The following is a 14,340-nucleotide window of genomic DNA, read 5'->3' on the forward strand; positions in this document are numbered from 1 at the left end:
CGCACAGAAATAACGAGGTAAACCGTGGCGAAAGCTCCAAAACGCGCATTTGTCTGTAATGAATGTGGTGCGGATTATCCGCGCTGGCAGGGGCAATGCAGCGCCTGTCATGCCTGGAACACCATCACCGAAGTGCGTGGTGTGGCGGCTTCGCCGAGCGTGGCCCGCAATGAACGGCTGAGCGGCTATGCGGGCAATGCAGGCGTGTCGAAGGTACAAAAACTTTCGGATATCAGCCTGGAAGCGCTGCCGCGCTTTTCCACCGGATTCAAAGAATTTGACCGCGTGCTCGGCGGTGGCGTAGTGCCGGGCAGCGCCATTCTGATCGGCGGTAACCCGGGCGCGGGTAAATCGACCCTGCTGCTGCAAACGCTCTGCAAGCTAGCCGAACAGATGAAAACCCTGTACGTCACGGGGGAAGAATCACTTCAGCAGGTGGCGATGCGCGCGCACCGCCTCGGCCTGCCGACCGGCAATCTGAATATGCTTTCGGAAACCAGCATCGAGCAGATCTGCATGATCGCCGAAGAAGAGCAGCCGAAGCTGATGGTGATTGACTCCATTCAGGTGATGCATATGGCTGACATTCAGTCGTCACCGGGAAGCGTGGCGCAGGTGCGTGAAACCGCGGCCTACCTGACGCGCTTTGCCAAAACGCGCGGCGTGGCGATTGTAATGGTTGGTCATGTGACCAAAGACGGCTCGCTGGCGGGACCGAAAGTGCTTGAACACTGTATCGACTGCTCGGTGATGCTCGATGGCGATGCGGATTCCCGTTTTCGTACCCTGCGCAGCCATAAAAACCGCTTTGGCGCGGTGAATGAGCTGGGCGTGTTTGCCATGACCGAGCAGGGGCTTCGCGAAGTCAGCAACCCGTCGGCCATCTTCCTGAGCCGTGGCGACGAGATCACGTCCGGTAGTTCGGTGATGGTGCTGTGGGAGGGGACGCGTCCGCTGCTGGTTGAAATTCAGGCGCTGGTGGATCAATCGATGATGGGCAACCCGCGGCGCGTGGCGGTCGGTCTGGAACAGAACCGCCTGGCGATCCTGCTGGCGGTGCTGCACCGTCACGGCGGTCTGCAAATGGCGGATCAGGATGTGTTCGTCAACGTGGTTGGTGGGGTGAAGGTTACGGAAACCAGCGCGGACCTGGCGCTGCTGCTGGCAATGGTCTCCAGCCTGCGCGACAGACCGTTGCCGCAGGATCTGGTGGTATTTGGTGAGGTAGGGTTGGCCGGCGAGATCCGCCCGGTGCCGAGCGGTCAGGAGCGTATCTCCGAAGCGGCAAAACATGGCTTCCGCCGCGCGATTGTTCCGGCCGCCAACGTGCCGAAAAAAATTCCGGAAGGGATGCAGGTTTTTGGCGTTAAAAAACTTGCAGATGCGTTAAATGTCTTTGACGACTTATAATTACGTATTCGATTTTGCAGGAGGCACCGTAATTTATGTCATCATTTGACTACATCAAGACCGCTATCCGCCAGAAGGGCTGCACGTTGCAGCAGGTGGCGGACGCCAGCGGCATGACCAAGGGCTACCTGAGCCAACTGCTGAACGCCAAAATCAAAAGCCCCAGCGCGCAGAAGCTGGAAGCGCTGCACCGTTTTCTGGGGCTTGAATTTCCGCGGATGCAAAAGAACATTGGCGTGGTGTTCGGTAAGTTCTACCCGCTGCATACCGGGCATATCTATCTGATCCAGCGCGCCTGTAGCCAGGTCGACGAACTGCATATCATCATGGGTTATGATGAAACCCGCGATCGCCAGCTGTTTGAAGACAGCGCCATGTCGCAGCAGCCCACCGTGCCGGACCGCCTGCGCTGGCTGCTTCAGACCTTTAAATATCAGAAAAATATTCGTATTCATGCCTTTAACGAAGAGGGCATGGAGCCGTATCCGCACGGCTGGGACGTGTGGAGCAACGGCGTCAAAGCGTTTATGGAAGAGAAGGGCATTGCGCCTAACTGGATCTACACCTCTGAAGAGTCCGACGCGCCGCAGTTCCGCGAGCATCTGGGCATCGAGACGGTGCTGATCGATCCTAAACGCACCTTCATGAACATCAGTGGGGCGCAGATCCGCGAGAACCCGTTCCGTTACTGGGACTACATCCCGACCGAGGTGAAGCCGTTCTTCGTGCGTACGGTGGCGATCCTCGGCGGCGAGTCGAGCGGGAAATCGACGCTGGTAAATAAGCTGGCGAACATCTTCAATACCACCAGTGCGTGGGAGTATGGTCGCGATTACGTCTTCTCACACCTTGGCGGCGACGAGATGGCGTTGCAGTATTCCGACTACGATAAAATCGCGCTCGGTCATGCCCAGTACATTGATTTTGCGGTGAAATACGCCAATAAAGTCGCCTTTATTGATACCGATTTCGTCACCACGCAGGCGTTCTGCAAAAAGTACGAAGGGCGCGAGCACCCGTTTGTGCAGGCGCTGATTGACGAATACCGCTTTGACCTGGTGATCCTGCTGGAAAACAATACCCCGTGGGTGGCCGACGGCATGCGCAGCCTGGGCAGCTCGGTGGACAGGCGGGAGTTCCAGACCATGCTGGTAGAGATGCTTAACGAGAACAACGTTGAGTTTGTACATGTGGAAGAGTCGGACTACGACTCCCGCTTCCTGCGCTGCGTCGAGCTGGTGAAGGAGATGATGGGGGAGCAGGGTTAATAACTTCCCCTCTCCCACCAGGAGAGGGGGCTTTAATCGCCCTCTCCCTTTGGGAGAGGGCCGGGGTGAGGGAATCAGTCCACACTCAATACTCAACCACCACCTTCCCACGCATATGCCCCTCCAGCACCCTGCGGTGCGCTTCGGTAATGCTTTCCACGCTTAGCCCGTGCAGCGTTTCGCTGAGCGAGCTTTCCACCACGCCGTTATCCACCAGCTTCGCCACCTCATCTAAAATCTCACCCTGACGCGCCATATCCGTGGTCTGGTACATGCTACGGGTGTACATAAATTCCCAGTGCAGGGCGGCAGATTTGGACTTCAGCTTGTCCTGGTTCAGCGGATGCGCGTTTTCAACGATGGAACAAATGTCTCCCTGAGGGGCAATCAGATCGCTGACCGCATCCCAGTGCCCGTCGGTATCGTTGAGGATAAAAATGTAATCCACAAAGGTGAGCCCCTGTTTCGCCAGTTCTCCCTTCAGGTCGTGGTAATTTACAACAATGTCAGCCCCGCGATCGCGACACCACCGGGCGGAATCTTCTCGTGAAGCGGTTGCGACGATCTTCACCTTGCTGTTGTGCTTCGCAAACGGGATCGCCAGCGATCCGACTCCACCCGCGCCGCCAATTATCAGCAGCGTTTTATCTGCGTCGGCATCCTGAATCTTCAGCCGTTCAAACAGGCCTTCCCACGCGGTGAGCGCCGTCAGCGGCAATGCAGCCGCGGCGGCCCAGTCAAGGCTTGCAGGCTTGTGCCCGACAATGCGCGCATCGATCAGCTGGTGCGTGGTATTACTGCCCGGACGGGTGATATCCCCCGCGTACCACACTTCGTCACCCGGTTTGAATCCGGTGACGCCAGCCCCAACGGCTTGTACGATACCGCTGGCATCCCACCCGAGAATGCGCGGCTCCTTCAGTCCGCTTTTGGCAATGCCTGCATGTACCTTGGTGTCCACCGGGTTTACGGAGACGGCTTTTACCTCCACCAGCAGATCGTGTTCACCGGGCTGCGGCATCGGCGGAGTGATTTCAACGAAGGTGGACGGATTTTCCGGGTTAACGGCAATGGCTTTCACTGACATGGTGTGCTCCTCAATGGCATGCGTTTTGTTGAGGCTAGTCTATTAAGTGGTCAGCTGCATGATAAGATGGACAATCCAGAACTCAGCGTTCGTACAGGGTGAACAATCATGTTTAAACAGCTTCAGGATATGGCGCTGTTTGCGCTGGTGGCCGAGATGGGCAGCTTTACCGCGGCGGCGCAGAAGGCGGAACTGCCGAAATCCAGCGTCAGCCAGCGGATTAGCCAGCTGGAGCAGCAGGTGGGGATCCGTCTGTTGAATCGCACCACGCGCAGGATCAGCCTGACGTTTGCAGGCGAGCACTATCTGGTGCACTGTCGCGAGATGCTGGCGGCCAGCGAGCGCGCGGAGTATGCCATTCAGCGGCTGCGCGAAAACCCCAGCGGGCGGCTGCGGATCACCTGTCCGGCGGGAATTGGCGCGACGCTGCTGGCGCATATGAATGCCGAGTTCCAGCTTCGCTATCCGGACGTGTCGCTGGATGTGTCGATCTCAGACGACGTGGTGGATCTGGTCGAGTCTGGCTTTGACGTGGCGCTGCGCACCGGCAAACCGCAGGATTCTTCCCTGATTGGCCGCATGATTGGGCACTGTCCTCGCTACATGCTGGCCTCGCCCGACTACCTGGCGCGTCGGGTGCCGTTAATCCATCCCCGACAGCTGGTGGAGCACCGCTGCATTACGCACCGGGCATGGTCGGAGTGGCTTCTGCGAAGCGAGAGTGAGGATTACCGCTACCTGCCGGATAACGCCCACATGACGGATAACCTGGTGTACGCCCGGGAATGCGCCATTGCCGGGGCGGGGATCACGCTGTTACCCGCATTCCTGCTGGAAGATAAGATCGAAAAGGGCGCGCTGGTGAAGGTGCTGCCGGCGTGGAGCGTTGAGGGAAACGATCTCTGGCTGGCCTACCCGAGCCGTAAGCTCAATTCGCCTGCGCTGATGAGCTATATCGACTTTGCGATGCAGTTTGATGAGGTGAAGCGGTATTACGTGGGCAAATAAAAAAGCCGGGTGGCGGCTTCGCCTTACCCGGCCTACACACTGTGCGGCCTGATGCCCTCACCCTGGCCCTCTCCCAAGGGGAGAGGTTACAAACATAAAAAACGGCAACCGAAGTTGCCGTTTTGCTTTTATTTCGCAATACGCTTGTACTTAATACGCTTCGGCTCCAGCGCGTCTGCGCCCAGCGTGCGTTTCTTGTACTCTTCGTATTCGGTGAAGTTACCTTCGAAGAACTCCACCTTACCTTCGTCCTGGTAGTCCAGGATGTGGGTTGCGATGCGGTCCAGGAACCAGCGGTCGTGCGAGATAACCATCGCGCAGCCCGGGAACTCCAGCAGGGCGTTTTCCAGCGCGCGCAGGGTTTCGATGTCCAGGTCGTTGGTAGGTTCATCAAGCAGCAGAACGTTGCCGCCAACCTGGAGCAGTTTTGCCAGGTGCAGACGACCGCGCTCACCGCCGGACAGCTCGCCCACGCGTTTGCCCTGGTCAGTGCCCTTAAAGTTAAAGCGGCCAACGTAAGCGCGGCTTGGCATCTCGGTGTTGCCGATACGCATGATATCCAGACCGCCGGAAACCTCTTCCCACACGGTTTTGCTGTTATCCATTGCGTCGCGGAACTGGTCCACGGAAGCCAGCTTCACGGTTTCACCCAGGGTGATAGAGCCGCTGTCAGGCTGTTCCTGACCGGACATCATGCGGAACAGGGTCGATTTACCTGCGCCGTTCGGACCGATGATGCCAACGATAGCGCCTTTCGGCACGGAGAAGGTCAGGTCGTCGATCAGCAGACGGTCGCCGTAGGACTTACGCAGGTTGGTCACTTCAACCACTTTATCCCCCAGACGTGCGCCAGGTGGAATAAACAGTTCGTTGGTTTCGTTACGTTTCTGGTATTCAGTGTTATTCAGCTCTTCGAAGCGTGCCAGACGTGCTTTGCCCTTGGACTGACGGCCTTTCGCGCCCTGACGCACCCACTCCAGCTCTTTCTCGATAGACTTACGACGCGCCGCTTCCTGAGATGCTTCCTGCGCCAGACGCTGATCTTTCTGCTCCAGCCAGGAGGAGTAGTTGCCTTCCCACGGAATACCTTCGCCGCGGTCCAGCTCCAGGATCCAGCCTGCGACGTTGTCGAGGAAGTAACGGTCGTGGGTAATCGCCACCACGGTGCCTTCGAAGTCGTGCAGGAAGCGCTCCAGCCACGCCACGGATTCCGCATCCAGGTGGTTGGTAGGTTCGTCGAGCAGCAGCATGTCTGGTTTTTCCAGCAGCAGGCGACACAGCGCCACGCGGCGGCGTTCACCACCGGACAGGTTAGCGATTTTCGCATCCCAGTCTGGCAGACGCAGGGCATCAGCCGCGCGCTCCAGCTGCACGTTCAGGTTGTGACCGTCGTGCGCCTGGATAATCTCTTCATATTTGCCCTGCTGAGCGGCCAGTTTGTCGAAGTCCGCATCCGGCTCGGCGTATTTGGCATACACTTCATCCAGACCTTTCAGGGCGTTAACCACCTCGGATACCGCTTCTTCAACGGATTCACGCACGGTGTGTTCCGGGTTCAGCTGGGGTTCCTGCGGCAGGTAGCCGATCTTAATGCCAGGCTGCGGACGGGCTTCACCTTCGATGTCTGTATCGATGCCGGCCATGATGCGCAGCAGGGTGGACTTACCGGCACCGTTGAGACCCAGAACACCGATTTTTGCGCCCGGGAAGAAGCTCAGCGAGATATTTTTAAGAATATGACGTTTCGGCGGGACAACTTTGCCGACACGATGCATGGTATAAACGAATTGAGCCACGTTGGACTTCGCCTCTTTTATCGTGATGAGAATGAATTTCAGCCTCGAAGTGTAGCCTTTTTCACGCCCTAATCCCAGCCAGGAACGTCGGGAGTGTTAAAACGCGCAAGAAAGGTAAAAAAGTGTCCATGACGTGGCGCGTTGTGGGATGCCTGGTTAGCATAAGTTGATGTAACTTTGACGTGGCAAGACGCTGCAACTGACGAAAAACAATGAGGAAGAGCTTGTGGAAAAAGCCAAACGGGTGGTCTGGCGTCTGCTGGCTGCCAGCGTATGCGTAATGGCGGTAAGCCAGGCGGTGCATGCCGATTCACTGGATGAACAACGTAACCGCTATGCCCAGATTAAACAGGCATGGGACAACAAGCAGATGGATACCGTGCAGGCGCTGATGCCGACGCTGAAGGATTATCCGCTGTATCCGTATCTTGAGTATCGTCAGATCACGGACGATCTCATGAATCAACCGACCGTCACCGTGAATAACTTCATTCAGGCGAACCCGACCCTGCCGCCTGCGCGCACCCTGAAGTCCCGGTTTGTGAGCGAGCTGGCCCGTCGCGAAGACTGGCGCGGCCTGCTGGCTTTCAGCCCGGATAAACCGGGCGCGACGGAAGCGCAGTGTAATTATTATTATGCGAAATGGGCGACCGGTCAGCAGGAGGAAGCCTGGACCGGCGCGAAAGAGCTGTGGTTGACGGGCAAAAGCCAGCCAAACGCCTGTGACCCGCTGTTCAGCGCCTGGCGCGCCTCGGGCAAGCAGGATCCGCTCTCTTACCTGGAACGTATTCGCCTGGCGATGAAGGCCGGAAACACCCGGCTGGTCACCGTGCTGGCGGGCCAGATGCCCGCAGATTATCAGACCATTGCGTCTGCCGTTATCAGTCTGGCAAACGATCCCAATACTGTGCTGACGTTTGCGCGTACCACCGGCGCGACCGATTTTACCCGCCAGATGGCGGCGGTGGCCTTTGCCAGCGTGGCGCGCGATGATGTGGAAAACGCCCGGCTGATGATCCCGCAGCTGGTGCAGGCCCAGCAGCTTAATGACGATCAAACCCAGGAGCTGCGCGATATCGTGGCATGGCGACTGATGGGGACAGATGTCACCGACGAACAGGCGCGCTGGCGTGATGATGCGGTGATGCGTTCAAACTCTGTCTCGCTGGTGGAGCGTCGCGTGCGCATGGCACTGGGAACGGGCGATCGTCGCGGCCTCAATACCTGGCTGGCGCGTCTGCCGATGGATGCCAAAGAGAAAGATGAATGGCGTTACTGGCAGGCGGACATGCTGCTGGAACGTGGTCGTGAAGATGAAGCCAAAGAGATCCTCCACTCCCTGATGCAGCAGCGTGGATTCTACCCGATGGCGGCGGCGCAGCGTCTGGGCGAGGAGTACACCCTGAAGATCGACAAAGCGCCAGCCAACGCGAACCCGGCGCTGACGCAGGGGCCGGAAATGGCGCGCGTGCGCGAGCTGATGTACTGGAATCTGGATAATACCGCGCGCAGCGAATGGGCGAATCTGGTCACCAGCCGTACCACCGATGAGAAAGCGCAGCTTGCCCGCTATGCATTTGATAATCGCTGGTGGGATCTGAGCGTTCAGGCGACGATCGCCGGCAAACTGTGGGATCATCTCGAAGAGCGTTTCCCGCTGGCTTATAAGGATCTGTTCGATCGCTACACCAGCGGCAAAGATATTCCGCAAAGCTACGCGATGGCCATTGCCCGTCAGGAGAGCGCCTGGAACCCGAAAGTGCGTTCTCCGGTGGGTGCCAGCGGCCTGATGCAGATTATGCCGGGTACCGCGACGCACACGGTGAAGATGTTTAATATTCCAGGCTACAGCAGCCCGTCCCAGCTGCTGGATCCGGAGACTAACATCAACATCGGTACCAGCTACTTGCAGTACGTCTATCAGCAGTTCGGTAATAACCGTATCTTCGCGTCAGCGGCGTACAACGCCGGGCCTGGCCGCGTGCGGACATGGCTTGGCAACAGCGCAGGGCGCATCGACGCCGTGGCGTTTGTCGAGAGCATTCCGTTCTCGGAAACGCGCGGCTATGTGAAGAATGTGCTGGCTTATGACGCCTACTATCGCTACTTCATGGGGCAGAAAGATACCCTGATGAGCGATGCCGAGTGGCAGAGACGTTACTGATCGGCGCGGGTTGTGTTATGCTGTACTCGCTAATGAGTACAAGAGGCAGCATAACATGACCCAGCATTCCCCGTATTCCTCGGCCATGGCCGAACAGCGTCATCAGGAGTGGCTTCGTTTTGTGGAGTTGCTCCGCCAGTCTTACGACAAAGATCTGCATTTACCGTTGCTACAGCTGATGCTGACGCCCGATGAACGCGAAGCGCTGGGCACGCGGGTACGCATTATTGAGGAACTGCTGCGCGGCGAAATGAGCCAGCGCGAGCTGAAAAACGAGCTGGGCGCGGGTATCGCGACCATCACCCGGGGTTCAAACAGCCTGAAGTCGGCGCCGGTTGAACTGCGTCAGTGGCTGGAAGCGGTATTGCTGAAAAACGCCGGATGACGGCTTCGCCTTATCCGGCCTGCAAACTTAACGATAAATCGCGTTATGAAACGGACTTAACGCCAGAATAACGGCCTGGTGGTAAACGCCTGAACGCGTAAGCTTGCCACCCGTAAAGACGCCAATCGCCCCCTCTTTACGACCAATTTCATCAATGCCGGTGTAGTGCGACATTACCGGCCCCAGCGCCTCACCCGCGCGGACTTTCTCCAGTATGACTTCCGGCAGCGGCAGCGTGGCAGAACGCGCTTCGCCGCGCTGCTCACGGCTTTCGATGACAACCCAGCTGAAGGTCGCCCCTTCGTCGATGCCTGCTTCAATCGCGACCCAGAAGTCAGCGTCTGGCGCGGCGGCTTTTGCATTCGCCACGCGATTTCGTGCGCCAGCGCGTGTTTCCTCGCTGCCAAACGGCTGTTCCGGCACACCGCTCTCGACGCCGACGGCGTCAATATGGCAGGATCCTTCGCCGAAGATCTCTTCAAATGCCCTTAGAATTGCCTGAATTTTGGCAGGATTGGTGGTAGCAGAGACAACATGGTGCATAATTAAGCTCGATTTAAAAAATTCATCGCAGTATAACGGAAAAAAAGCATGTTACAGGTATACCTTGTTCGCCACGGTGAAACGCAGTGGAACGCCGAGCGACGTATTCAAGGCCAGTCAGACAGTCCTCTCACCGACAAAGGTGTGCAGCAAGCGTGGCAGGTGGCGGAGCGCGCCAGAACGCTGGGTATAACTCACGTCATCTCCAGTGATTTAGGCCGCACGCAGCAGACGGCACGCATCATCGCCGATGCCTGTGGCTGCGACGTGACCCTCGAACCGCGTCTGCGCGAGCTGGATATGGGCGTGCTGGAAAAACATCCTATCGATACGCTGACGGAAACCGAAGAAGGCTGGCGCCGCACGCTGGTGAACGGCACTGAAGATGGTCGCATCCCTGAAGGGGAATCCATGCAGGAGCTGAGCGTGCGCATGCATGCCGCGCTGGCCGAGTGCCTGAAACTCCCGGCAGGTAGCCGACCGCTGCTGGTGAGCCACGGTATCGCGCTGGGTTGCCTGGTGAGCACCATTCTGGGACTGCCGGCTTACGCCGAACGCCGTTTGCGGCTGCGCAACTGTTCCATTTCCCGTATCGACTATCAGGAAAGTGCCTGGCTGGCATCGGGGTGGGTAGTTGAGATGGCAGGGGACATTTCGCATCTTGATGCCCCTGCTCTGGACGAATTGCAGCGTTAACGACGTACCGGAATCAGGAATTCCATACGCAGATTGATAGGGCCTTCTTCCGGTTTAGCATCTTGCGCCGGATAGTAGCGCTCAATGTCCTGACCTTTACGGCGATTCAGATTCAGCATCGGCATGCAGGTCCCGTAAACGGTCAGGATGAACTCCTGAACGCCCGTTCCTAAACCTTCGTATGAGAACATCACATACTCGCCGCCTTCCAGCACGACAGGCTTCGAGCCATGAATGTAACCGTTCGCCATGTCAGGTGTCAGCGCCGTGGTATAGAACACCTCCTGCTCGTCGTCTTTTTCCTGGCTGGGATGCGTTTCGTTCAGGCCATACAGAATCGGCGGGAGCGCCGGAGCATGGCTTAAAAATTCGCGCCAGAACTGAACGCGCATCTGATGGCGGAACTCGGAGATCTGCTCCAGGGAACAGGAGTAGCTCTGCGTGGTGCCGACCAGGTGCGTTTCCGGCAGGGTGATGATTTCATATTTTGGCATCGCAAACTCGCCCAGACGCAGCGGCGGACGCATACCAAAGGAGCTCCAGTCCGGCGAGCGGCGATAAAGCGCTGGCGTTAACGAGAACTGTTTTTTAAAGGCGTGGGTGAAGGTTTGCTGTGAATCGAAGCGATATTGCAGGGCAATATCCAGGATTGGTCGCGCGGTCAGGCGCAACGCGACAGCAGACTTTGATAAACGACGTGCGCGAATATAGGCACCGATAGCATGACCGGTGACATCCTTGAACATCCTTTGCAGATGCCACTTGGAATAGCCTGCTTTTGCCGCCACATTATCCAGTGACAAAGGCTGGTCGAGATGACCTTCCAGCCAGGTGAGCAGGTCGCGAATAATTCCAGCCTGATCCATATACTATGCTCATCCTTAAAACTGCCGCAGGTGCCTGTTTACAGGTTAGCGGATAATAGCATTTTTTGACGTTTTAGCATTCAGTGTTTTTTTTGCGCATAAATGCTTTTTGTAGTGATTTATGTGCGGATATATTCTAATCCTGTGATCTTGCTACATTTTTATCTAACCTGTTGAATAATCGCTCAGCGTAATTTTTATGAATGGTAACAATATGAAATACAAGGTTTTAGTCTTTGCAGCACTGGCGCTGATGGCTGGGCGCGTGGCACAGGCGGAGCAAATTGGCTCCGTGGATACTGTGTTTAAAATGTTTGGGCCGGACCACAAAATTGTGGTGGAAGCCTTTGACGATCCGGACGTTAAAAACGTCACCTGCTATGTCAGCCGGGCAAAGACCGGCGGGATTAAAGGCGGCCTGGGGCTGGCTGAAGACACGTCTGACGCGGCCATCTCCTGCCAGCAGGTTGGCCCGGTGGAATTGAGTGATAAAATCAAAAACGGCAAAGCGCAGGGCGACGTCGTATTCCAGAAACGGACCTCGCTGGTGTTCAAAAAGTTACAGGTGGTCCGTTTTTATGACGCGAAGCGTAACACCCTGGCTTATCTGGCTTATTCCGACAAAGTCGTGGACGGCTCACCGAAAAACGCGATAAGCGCGGTACCGATTATGCCGTGGCATTGATAAAAAAAACGGCGCAAATGCGCCGTTTTTTACTGCGTGAAGGGAGAATTACTCCTGGAGGTCACCGCAGAAACGATAGCCTTCACCATGGATCGTGGCGATGATTTCCGGCGTATCCGGCGTAGATTCGAAGTGCTTACGAATACGACGGATGGTTACGTCAACGGTACGATCGTGTGGCTTCAACTCACGACCGGTCATTTTCTTCAGCAGTTCTGCACGGGACTGAATCTTGCCCGGGTTTTCGCAGAAGTGCAGCATCGCGCGGAATTCACTGCGCGGCAGTTTGTACTGCTCACCGTTCGGGCTAATCAGCGAACGGCTATTGATATCAAGTTCCCAGCCGTTGAATTTGTAGCTGTCGACGCTACGACGCTCTTCACTGACCGTACCCAGATTCATGGTGCGGGACAGCAGGTTGCGTGCACGAATGGTTAACTCGCGAGGGTTGAACGGCTTGGTGATGTAGTCATCCGCGCCGATTTCCAGACCAAGAATTTTATCAACCTCGTTGTCACGGCCTGTCAGGAACATCAACGCGACGTTCGCCTGTTCACGCAGTTCGCGCGCCAGAAGAAGCCCGTTTTTGCCCGGCAGGTTGATATCCATAATCACCAGGTTGATATCATTTTCAGAAAGGATCTGATGCATCTCTGCGCCATCGGTCGCTTCAAAGACATCGTAGCCTTCTGCTTCGAAAATGCTCTTTAACGTGTTGCGTGTTACCAACTCGTCTTCAACGATAAGAATGTGCGGGGTCTGCATGTTTGCTACCTAAATTGCCAACTAAATCGAAACAGGAAGTACAAAAGTCCCTGACCTGCCTGATGCATGTCGCAAATTAACATGATCGGCTTAACGTGACTAAAGTACGTAATTGCGTTCTTGATGCACTTTCCATCAACGTCAACAACATCATTAGCTTGGTCGTGGGTACTTTCCCTTTGGACCCGACAGTGTCAAAAACGGCTGTCATCCTAACCATTTTAACAGCAACATAACAGGCTAAGTGACACCGGACACCCAATAAAACTACGCTTCGTTGACATATATCAAGTTCAATTGTAGCACGTTAACAGTTTGATGAAATCATCGTAGCTGAATGCTAGCCTTTGTCACAATTTTTCAATAAACCAACTAGTTGCGGACACTGATTGATAAACGGTACGAATCCAATCAGGAAAGAGTATTCATATGGTCATTATCATTACAAAACATAAGGATAATGGACTTCTGTTAACATTCTAACTGATTGTTCAGCCACAAAATAGTTTAGCTTTTTTTAATTGTTATGAAACGCTATTTCGGTGATTTGTGTTGCAAAATTGTAAATTCGCGCTGCGTAATATGTTGAACTGAATCACATTTTTACCTGCTAACTGATTAAAAAGAGAGCGTAAATGCATCTGTCGATTGTGCTGGTGGCACCAGCAAGAGCTGAAAATATAGGCGCTGCGGCGCGTGCCATGAAGACTATGGGTTTTACCGATTTGCGTATTGTGGACAGCACGGCGCATCTGGAGCCTGCTGCGCGCTGGGTAGCGCACGGTTCGGGTGATATTCTCGATAATATAACCACTTACGCTACGCTCGCCGACGCACTCCACGATATTTCGTTTACCGTCGCGACGACCGCGCGCAGCCGGGCGAAGTTTCACTATTACGCCACGCCTGCTGAACTGGTGCCGATGCTGGAAGAGAAAAGCCAGTGGCTGGAGAAAGCCGCGCTGGTGTTTGGGCGAGAAGATTCCGGGCTGACTAACGAAGAGCTGGAGCTGGCTGACGTGCTGACGGGCGCGCCGATGGTGGCGGATTATCCGTCACTCAATCTGGGGCAGGCGGTGATGGTCTATTGCTATCAATTAGCATCCTTAATACAAATTTCTCAGCCACCGGTGACAGTTTCGGATGAAAACCAGCTGGCGGCACTGCGTGTTCGTGCAAATAACCTTCTTGAGCAGTTGGGCGTCGCTGACGATCAGAAAATGGTGGACTGGTTACAGCAGCGCCTGGGGCGTCTTGAGCAGCGCGATACGGCAATGCTGCACCGATTGCTTCATGATATTGAAAAAAAATTAGCCGAGTAAAATAGTGTCATAGGTTTTTATTATGGCCGATCCTGCTGATGTCTGGGGTTGCATCTGGGTTATTCCGATGAAAATAAATCTGCCCGCAGCGGGACGTGAGAATGTCCCGAATTGTGATCGAATTAAAAATTCATTGACTTAAGGGGCTCGATCCTTTAACCCTAAAAGAATAGAGCACAGACAGATAATAATGACAGAGTACACAACATCCATGAAACGCATCAGCATCACCACCATTACTACAACCATCATCATTACCACAGGTAACGATGCGGGCTGACGCGTACAGGAAAAACAGAAAAAAGCCCGCACCTGAACAGTGCGGGCTTTTTTTTCGGCTAAAGG

General features: G+C 55.5%; 15 protein-coding genes and 1 other annotated feature. Of the genes, 10 read left to right on the top strand and 5 right to left on the bottom strand.

The genetic code is table 11. The annotated features are described in order from the left end of the window. The first annotated feature begins 24 nt into the window (after positions 1-24). Both radA and nadR read left to right on the top strand, forming a co-directional pair. On the top strand, positions 25-1,410 hold the full coding sequence (gene radA / locus AC4OVU_RS03805; RefSeq protein WP_017383829.1) for a DNA repair protein RadA: 1,386 nt from the start codon (positions 25-27) through the stop codon (positions 1,408-1,410). 35 nt (positions 1,411-1,445) lie between these two features. Continuing rightward, positions 1,446-2,678, top strand: coding sequence for a multifunctional transcriptional regulator/nicotinamide-nucleotide adenylyltransferase/ribosylnicotinamide kinase NadR (gene nadR, locus AC4OVU_RS03810; RefSeq protein WP_045344445.1), 1,233 nt, complete (start codon positions 1,446-1,448; stop codon positions 2,676-2,678). Positions 2,679-2,763: 85 nt separating this feature from the next. On the opposite strand, the gene AC4OVU_RS03815 is transcribed toward nadR, so the two are convergent. After that, positions 2,764-3,765 (bottom strand): zinc-binding alcohol dehydrogenase family protein, encoded by a 1,002-nt coding sequence (locus AC4OVU_RS03815; protein WP_032652513.1) that lies wholly within the window; start codon positions 3,763-3,765, stop codon positions 2,764-2,766. 108 nt (positions 3,766-3,873) lie between these two features. Here AC4OVU_RS03815 and AC4OVU_RS03820 point away from each other — a divergent pair, with 108 nt between their 5' ends. Beyond that, complete coding sequence (locus AC4OVU_RS03820) at positions 3,874-4,773, top strand: LysR family transcriptional regulator (RefSeq protein ID WP_110292493.1); 900 nt, start codon at positions 3,874-3,876, stop codon at positions 4,771-4,773. A gap of 128 nt (positions 4,774-4,901) precedes the next feature. Here the strand turns inward: AC4OVU_RS03820 and ettA are convergent, their stop codons facing one another. Continuing rightward, complete coding sequence (ettA, locus tag AC4OVU_RS03825; protein ID WP_006810191.1) at positions 4,902-6,569, bottom strand: energy-dependent translational throttle protein EttA; 1,668 nt, start codon at positions 6,567-6,569, stop codon at positions 4,902-4,904. 226 nt (positions 6,570-6,795) lie between these two features. On the opposite strand from ettA, the gene sltY reads away from it, so the two are divergent. Beyond that, positions 6,796-8,733 (top strand): murein transglycosylase, encoded by a 1,938-nt coding sequence (gene sltY, locus AC4OVU_RS03830; RefSeq protein ID WP_110292494.1) that lies wholly within the window; start codon positions 6,796-6,798, stop codon positions 8,731-8,733. A 55-nt stretch (positions 8,734-8,788) separates the two neighbouring features. Continuing rightward, positions 8,789-9,118 (top strand): trp operon repressor, encoded by a 330-nt coding sequence (gene trpR / locus AC4OVU_RS03835; RefSeq protein WP_003856511.1) that lies wholly within the window; start codon positions 8,789-8,791, stop codon positions 9,116-9,118. A gap of 27 nt (positions 9,119-9,145) precedes the next feature. Here the strand turns inward: trpR and yjjX are convergent, their stop codons facing one another. Then, a complete protein-coding gene (yjjX, locus tag AC4OVU_RS03840; protein WP_015572619.1) occupies positions 9,146-9,661 on the bottom strand; it encodes an inosine/xanthosine triphosphatase in 516 nt (171 codons plus the stop codon). Positions 9,662-9,709: 48 nt separating this feature from the next. Between yjjX and gpmB the strand changes: the two genes are divergently transcribed. Then, positions 9,710-10,357, top strand: coding sequence for a 2,3-diphosphoglycerate-dependent phosphoglycerate mutase GpmB (gpmB, locus tag AC4OVU_RS03845; protein WP_110292495.1), 648 nt, complete (start codon positions 9,710-9,712; stop codon positions 10,355-10,357). Here gpmB and robA read toward each other — a convergent pair. Continuing rightward, positions 10,354-11,223: an MDR efflux pump AcrAB transcriptional activator RobA gene (gene robA, locus AC4OVU_RS03850; protein WP_491928622.1), complete on the bottom strand. Its 870-nt coding sequence runs from the start codon at positions 11,221-11,223 to the stop codon at positions 10,354-10,356. The genes gpmB and robA overlap by 4 nt on opposite strands. Positions 11,224-11,437: 214 nt before the next feature. Here robA and creA point away from each other — a divergent pair, with 214 nt between their 5' ends. Then, on the top strand, positions 11,438-11,908 hold the full coding sequence (gene creA / locus AC4OVU_RS03855; RefSeq protein WP_017383825.1) for a protein CreA: 471 nt from the start codon (positions 11,438-11,440) through the stop codon (positions 11,906-11,908). Positions 11,909-11,956: 48 nt separating this feature from the next. Here the strand turns inward: creA and arcA are convergent, their stop codons facing one another. After that, positions 11,957-12,673 carry a two-component system response regulator ArcA gene (gene arcA, locus AC4OVU_RS03860; protein WP_003856501.1) on the bottom strand — a complete coding sequence of 239 codons (717 nt, stop codon included), beginning with the start codon at positions 12,671-12,673 and terminating at the stop codon, positions 11,957-11,959. A 95-nt stretch (positions 12,674-12,768) separates the two neighbouring features. On the opposite strand from arcA, the gene yjjY reads away from it, so the two are divergent. The 3 genes from yjjY (at position 12,769) to thrL (ending at position 14,275) form a co-directional block, all read left to right on the top strand. Then, on the top strand, positions 12,769-12,909 hold the full coding sequence (yjjY, locus tag AC4OVU_RS03865) for a YjjY family protein (RefSeq protein WP_001541509.1): 141 nt from the start codon (positions 12,769-12,771) through the stop codon (positions 12,907-12,909). A 399-nt stretch (positions 12,910-13,308) separates the two neighbouring features. Next, a complete protein-coding gene (locus AC4OVU_RS03870) occupies positions 13,309-13,995 on the top strand; it encodes a tRNA/rRNA methyltransferase (RefSeq protein WP_023295898.1) in 687 nt (228 codons plus the stop codon). 211 nt (positions 13,996-14,206) lie between these two features. Continuing rightward, positions 14,207-14,275: a thr operon leader peptide gene (gene thrL / locus AC4OVU_RS03875; protein ID WP_015572623.1), complete on the top strand. Its 69-nt coding sequence runs from the start codon at positions 14,207-14,209 to the stop codon at positions 14,273-14,275. Beyond that, positions 14,214-14,331 (top strand) — a sequence feature (Thr leader region). Its footprint overlaps the gene before it by 62 nt. Positions 14,332-14,340: the final 9 nt, after the last annotated feature.

Source organism: Enterobacter sp. 6722112 (genome assembly GCF_058661685.1).

Bases quoted from the DNA above. Each gene is read 5' to 3' on its own strand.
- nadR (WP_045344445.1), top strand. From the start codon at position 1,446: ATGTCATCATTTGACTACATCAAGACCGCTATCCGCCAGAAGGGCTGC.
- AC4OVU_RS03815 (WP_032652513.1), bottom strand. From the start codon at position 3,765: ATGTCAGTGAAAGCCATTGCCGTTAACCCGGAAAATCCGTCCACCTTC.
- AC4OVU_RS03820 (WP_110292493.1), top strand. From the start codon at position 3,874: ATGTTTAAACAGCTTCAGGATATGGCGCTGTTTGCGCTGGTGGCCGAG.
- trpR (WP_003856511.1), top strand. From the start codon at position 8,789: ATGACCCAGCATTCCCCGTATTCCTCGGCCATGGCCGAACAGCGTCAT.
- yjjX (WP_015572619.1), bottom strand. From the start codon at position 9,661: ATGCACCATGTTGTCTCTGCTACCACCAATCCTGCCAAAATTCAGGCA.
- gpmB (WP_110292495.1), top strand. From the start codon at position 9,710: ATGTTACAGGTATACCTTGTTCGCCACGGTGAAACGCAGTGGAACGCC.
- robA (WP_491928622.1), bottom strand. From the start codon at position 11,223: ATGGATCAGGCTGGAATTATTCGCGACCTGCTCACCTGGCTGGAAGGT.
- creA (WP_017383825.1), top strand. From the start codon at position 11,438: ATGAAATACAAGGTTTTAGTCTTTGCAGCACTGGCGCTGATGGCTGGG.
- arcA (WP_003856501.1), bottom strand. From the start codon at position 12,673: ATGCAGACCCCGCACATTCTTATCGTTGAAGACGAGTTGGTAACACGC.
- AC4OVU_RS03870 (WP_023295898.1), top strand. From the start codon at position 13,309: ATGCATCTGTCGATTGTGCTGGTGGCACCAGCAAGAGCTGAAAATATA.